The organism is Bacillus sp. JJ1609 (assembly GCF_036967045.1).
GTDB lineage: Bacteria > Bacillota > Bacilli > Bacillales > Cytobacillaceae > Mesobacillus.
The window spans coordinates 113,308-118,702 of the sequence record NZ_JBALSS010000025.1 but is presented as its reverse complement, the minus strand read 5'-3'; the positions used below and the strand labels follow the sequence as shown (position 1 = coordinate 118,702).

General features: G+C 44.0%; 4 protein-coding genes. All 4 read left to right on the top strand.

The window, feature by feature from the left end:
- Positions 1 to 207 precede the first annotated feature (207 nt).
- On the top strand, positions 208 to 933 hold the full coding sequence (locus V7654_RS18370; protein ID WP_335432192.1) for a beta-ketoacyl-ACP reductase: 726 nt from the start codon (positions 208 to 210) through the stop codon (positions 931 to 933).
- A gap of 51 nt (positions 934 to 984) precedes the next feature.
- Positions 985 to 2,580 (top strand): acyl CoA:acetate/3-ketoacid CoA transferase, encoded by a 1,596-nt coding sequence (locus V7654_RS18365; RefSeq protein ID WP_335432191.1) that lies wholly within the window; start codon positions 985 to 987, stop codon positions 2,578 to 2,580.
- Between the two features lie 49 nt (positions 2,581 to 2,629).
- A complete protein-coding gene (locus tag V7654_RS18360; protein WP_335432190.1) occupies positions 2,630 to 4,072 on the top strand; it encodes a GntP family permease in 1,443 nt (480 codons plus the stop codon).
- A 117-nt stretch (positions 4,073 to 4,189) separates the two neighbouring features.
- Positions 4,190 to 5,380, top strand: a complete 1,191-nt coding sequence (locus V7654_RS18355; protein ID WP_335432189.1) for an acetyl-CoA C-acetyltransferase — start codon at positions 4,190 to 4,192, stop codon at positions 5,378 to 5,380.
- Positions 5,381 to 5,395 lie beyond the last annotated feature (15 nt).

Here is a 5,395-nt window from a genome sequence, read left to right as displayed (position 1 = left end):
CCCCGCAGGAGCAAAGCGACGAGGAGGCTCACCTGACGCCCCGCGGAAAGCGAGTGCCTGGAGCGGAAATCAACAGTCTAGGTTAAAACAGTCATTTCTTTATAACCAAAAGTTATTCCAAATATGAATTATATGTATTTTATTTTATCATTGTTAACGCTTACATTAAGAGGGTAGATAATTTAACTCATGTAGGGGGCTTACATTATGAATAGAATGGAAGGTAAAATTGCTATTGTTACAGGCGGAGCAAGAGGGATCGGACGCCAAATCGTGGAAACGTTTGCGCAAGAAGGTGCGAAATTAGTCTATTCTCTTGATATGGGAACTGGAGAATACAATTTGCCAAATGTACGCCATGTAGAATTGAATGTAACGAATCGTGACCAGGTTGCGAAATTTGTGGAAGAAGTTAAAAACGAGTTTGGTACTATAGATGTTCTTGTTAACAATGCCGGAATTACACGTGATGCCTTAATCCAAAAGATGACTGAAGATATGTGGGATGCAGTCATTGATGTTAACCTGAAAGGCGTCTTCAACCTTACACAGGCAGTAGCGCCAGTTATGATGGAAAATGGCAAAGGATCAATCGTGAGCATCTCCTCTGTCGTAGGAGTATACGGAAACGTCGGCCAGACAAACTATGCTGCTACTAAAGCTGGTGTCATCGGCATGACTTATACATGGGCAAAAGAATTCACGCGAAAAGGCGCAGCTGTTCGGTCCAACGCAATCGCTCCTGGATATGTTGAAACGGAAATGATGGCTACTGTGCCAGACAAAGTCCTCCAGCCAATCCGGGAAAAAACTCCACTTGGCCGTCTAGGAAAGCCACAGGAAATTGCTAATGCAGTCCTTTTCCTTGCAAGTGATGAATCAAGCTATGTGAACGGTCACGTTCTTGAAGTATCAGGCGGATTAAGGCTATAACCCACTCACTCATTTGCACAATAAAGAAAAACAGATAATGAGGTGTTTACTATGTCTTCTGTAAAAATCATTACATCTAAAGAAGCAGCAAGCCTGATCACCGACAATTCCGTTGTTGGCCTTGGTGGTTTTATCGGCGTGGGCGTTGCAGAAGAAATCTATATAGAAGTAGAAAATCGATTCATCGAAAACCAGTCACCAAGGAATTTAACCCTGGTCTATGCAGCAGGGAATGGCGATGGCGTGGACCGTGGCATGAACCACTATGCCCACGAGGGGTTAGTAAAAAGAATTATCGGCGGGCATATGGGCCTTGCTCCGAAATTCCAGCCTCTTGTGGTCAATAACAAAATCGAAGCCTATAACCTGCCGCAGGGCGTCATTTCGCAAATGTTCCGTGATGGAGCTGCAGGCAAACCGAGAACGGTTACTCATGTTGGTCTTGGGACTTTTGTGGATCCAGACCTTGATGGCGGCAAACTGAATGAAGTCACGAAGGATGAAATCGTCGAAAAAGTAACTTTCGATGGCAAACCTTATCTTGCCTATAAAACACAGCAGATTGACTTTGCTCTCTTGAAAGGTTCGGTTGCTGATGAAAACGGTAACATTAGTTTTGAAAAAGAGCCGCTTACACTTGAAATCCTTTCAATTGCCATGAATGCACGCAACAGCGGCGGAAAAGTGATTGTACAGGTAGAGAAAATCGTCAAAAACGGTACAATCGATCCTAAGCTGGTTGCCATTCCGGGAATTTTGGTTGATTATGTTGTCGTTGTTGAAAACCCTGCGAATCATATGCAAACATTTGGCACGCAGCTGAATGAGGATTTCTACCGCGGGGATGTCGTTCACCAGCAATCTGATAAAACATACCCGCTAAACGAGCGAAAGGTTATTGCTCGCCGTGCAGCAATGCTTCTGAATGAAAATACTAAAGTATTAAACTATGGAATCGGAGTGCCAGAAATAATCGCAAACGTCCTACAGGAAGAGGGAATGAATGACCAGTTCACACCAACATTGGAACCTGGTGCAATTGGTGGTACGGCGGCCGGCGGCCTTGATTTCGGCTGTTCAATCGGTCCACAGGCTATCGTTGATCAACCATATATGTTTGATTTTTACGATGGCGGCGGGATTGATGCTGCGTTCCTTGGCCTTGCGCAATGTGATGGCAAAGGCAATATCAACGTATCAAAATTCGGCCCTAAAATAGCAGGCTGCGGTGGATTCATCAATATCACGCAAAATGCCAGCCAGATTGCATTTTGCGGAACCTTCACGGCAGGCGGATTAAAGGTCCAGGCGGATAACGGCAAGCTTGAAATCCTCCAGGAGGGCAAAGCGAGAAAATTTCTGGAGGAAGTAGAACAGGTTACTTTCAGCGGTGATGTTGCCCGTGAAAATAAGAAAAAAGTAATCTATATTACAGAGCGTGCAGTCTTTGAACTATTGCCCGAAGGACTTACCCTGACAGAAATTGCGCCAGGGATCAATCTTGAAAAAGATATTCTGTCTCAAATGAATTTCAGACCGTTGATTGCTAAAGACTTAAAGTTAATGGACAGCAGGATTTTCACGAATGAACCTATGGGTTTAAAGGATGAAAAACCAGCAAGCATCCGTAAATATACAGCAGTATAAAAAAACAATTCATAGACAACGTCTTGAGTATTAGAAAGGGGATTCCCATATGGAGCTATTTATTATTCTCCTCGCTCTTGGATTATTGATGTTCACAGCTTACAAAGGATTTTCCGTAATTCTGTTTGCACCAATAGCAGCGCTGCTTGCAGTACTGCTGACAGATCCGAGCCATGTACTTCCGTTCTTCAGCAATATCTTCATGGAAAAAATGGTTGGTTTCATCAAAAGCTATTTTCCTGTTTTCTTGCTTGGTGCTATATTCGGTAAAGTTGTTGAAATGTCCGGAATTGCTGAATCAATCGCCAAATCAATCATTAAACTAGTTGGCGGTACTCGCGCAATTCTTGCTATTGTTTTGATGGGCGCAATTTTAACATACAGCGGCGTAAGCTTATTCGTTGTAGTATTCGCAATCTATCCTTTTGCTAAAAACTTATTCAGGGAAGCAAACATTCCAAAAAGACTCATTCCTGGAACAATTGCGCTTGGTGCCTTCACCTTCACAATGGATGCACTTCCAGGCACACCGCAAATCCAGAACGTTATTCCAACAGGCTTCTTTGGAACAGATATCTATGCAGCACCAACACTTGGTATCATAGGTGCGATTCTCGTTTTCACTCTTGGTATGATTTACCTTGAAACACTTAGAAAAAGAGCGGCTAAACGTGGCGAAGGTTTTTACGGATTTGATAACGCTGAATCAGCAGCAACTGCCGAAGCAGATGCCCTTGAAGAAGGCGTAGCAAAAATCGATATGACTGCAAATACAAGCACTCTAAAATCAGTACTGGCTTTCGTTCCATTAGTCCTGGTTGGAGTAGCTAACAAGTTTTTCACAGTGAATCTTCCTAAGTGGTATCCTAATGGCTTTGACTTCTCGAAAATCGGGCTTGAAGCTTACGGAACAATCCAAATTCCTGCAGTCGTCGGAATCTGGTCCGTTGAATTGGCACTAATACTAGGGATTATCGCTACCCTATTGTATAACTGGAAAGGTGTTACAGGGGGCTTCAAGGTAGGAATTAATACCGCTATCGGAGGAGCATTGCTTGCTTCAATGAACACAGGTGCTGAATATGGATTTGGCGGAGTCATTTCTTCCCTTCCTGGTTTCTCTGTAGTGAGTAAAGGAATTTCAACCACTTTCTCAGATCCGTTAATCAACGGAGCAGTGACAACAACCACTCTTGCGGGGGTTACAGGTTCCGCATCCGGCGGTATGGGTATTGCCTTAAGTGCGATGGCAGACACATATATGAAAGCAATAACCCAATTCAACATTCCGCCAGAGGTTATGCACCGTGTCATTTCTATGGCATCCGGCGGTATGGATACGCTTCCGCATAACGGGGCTGTTATCACATTGCTTGCAGTAACAGGTTTAACACATAAACAATCCTATAAAGATATTTTCATGATCACTGTAATCAAAACGCTTGCAGTATTCTTCATTATTGCAATCTACAAACTTACTGGACTTGTATAATACTGTAATCTCTAGCTTTGCTATAAAGTGACAATTTTTTCCTGAATCATTATGATTAAAGATATAGGGGGATTTAGTCCCCCCATTAGAATATTTACTTCGAAAGGGGCTTGAAAAATGGAAAATACAATTGTAATCGCAAGTGCTGTTAGAACAGCGACTGGTGCCTTTGGCGGGGCATTCTCTGGTGTTTCTGCAGTAGATTTAGGAGCAACAGCAATCAAAGCAGCTTTAGAAAAAGCAAATGTCAGTGCTGATGCGGTTGATGAAGTAATCATGGGGAACGTACTGCAGGCTGGTCTAGGCCAAAACCCTGCGCGCCAGGCTGCCATGAGAGCTGGACTTCCTGAAACCTGCCCATCTATGACAATCAACAAGCTATGCGGCTCTGGCTTAAAAGCAGTCCATCTTGCGTATCAGGCGATTGCTGCCGGAGATGCAGAGATCGTCGTTGCCGGTGGCATGGAAAACATGAGTCAGGCTCCCTTCGTTCTTAAAGGTGCACGCGAAGGCTTCAAGATGGGAGATCAAAAGCTAGTTGATACATTGCTTGGCGACGGACTTGTATGTGCATTCAATGACTATCATATGGGCGTCACAGCTGAGAACCTTGCCGATAAATATGAAATCTCCCGTAATGAGCAGGATTCTTTTGCCGTAAAAAGCCAAAATAAAGCTGAAGCAGCAATCACCTCTGGTCGTTTCAAAGATGAGATCGTTCCTGTCGCAGTAAAACAGCGTAAAGGCGACCCAATCATCGTTGACCAGGATGAGCATCCTAAATTCGGCAGCACACTTGAGAAGGTAGGCAAGTTAAAGCCGGCATTTAAAAAAGATGGTTCTGTAACAGCAGCCAATGCTTCTGGAATCAATGACGGTGCAGCTGCTGTCGTTGTAATGAGCGGCAAAAAAGCAAAAGAACTTGGTGTTACACCGCTTGTAACAATCAAGGCAAATGCGTCCGCTGGTGTTGACCCTTCCATGATGGGTATTGGCCCAGTCGATGCTGTTAAAAAAGCACTTAAAAAAGCAGAGATGGAATTGACTGACATTGACCTGGTTGAAGCAAATGAAGCTTTTGCAGCACAGGCGCTATCCGTAATGAAAGAGCTTGGCATGAGCGAAGACAACGTCAATGTCAACGGCGGAGCAATCGCACTTGGCCATCCAATTGGAGCGAGCGGTGCGAGAATCCTGGTCACTTTGATTCATGAATTGAAAAAGAGAGAACAAAAATACGGATTGGCTACTCTCTGCATCGGCGGAGGAATGGGTGTCGCAACCATCATCGAAAATGTAGTCGAGTAATAAGAAAAGCGCAAG

Coding starts and splice junctions, on each gene's coding strand:
- V7654_RS18355 (WP_335432189.1), top strand. CDS start 4,190: ATGGAAAATACAATTGTAATCGCAAGTGCTGTTAGAACAGCGACTGGT.
- V7654_RS18365 (WP_335432191.1), top strand. CDS start 985: ATGTCTTCTGTAAAAATCATTACATCTAAAGAAGCAGCAAGCCTGATC.
- V7654_RS18370 (WP_335432192.1), top strand. CDS start 208: ATGAATAGAATGGAAGGTAAAATTGCTATTGTTACAGGCGGAGCAAGA.
- V7654_RS18360 (WP_335432190.1), top strand. CDS start 2,630: ATGGAGCTATTTATTATTCTCCTCGCTCTTGGATTATTGATGTTCACA.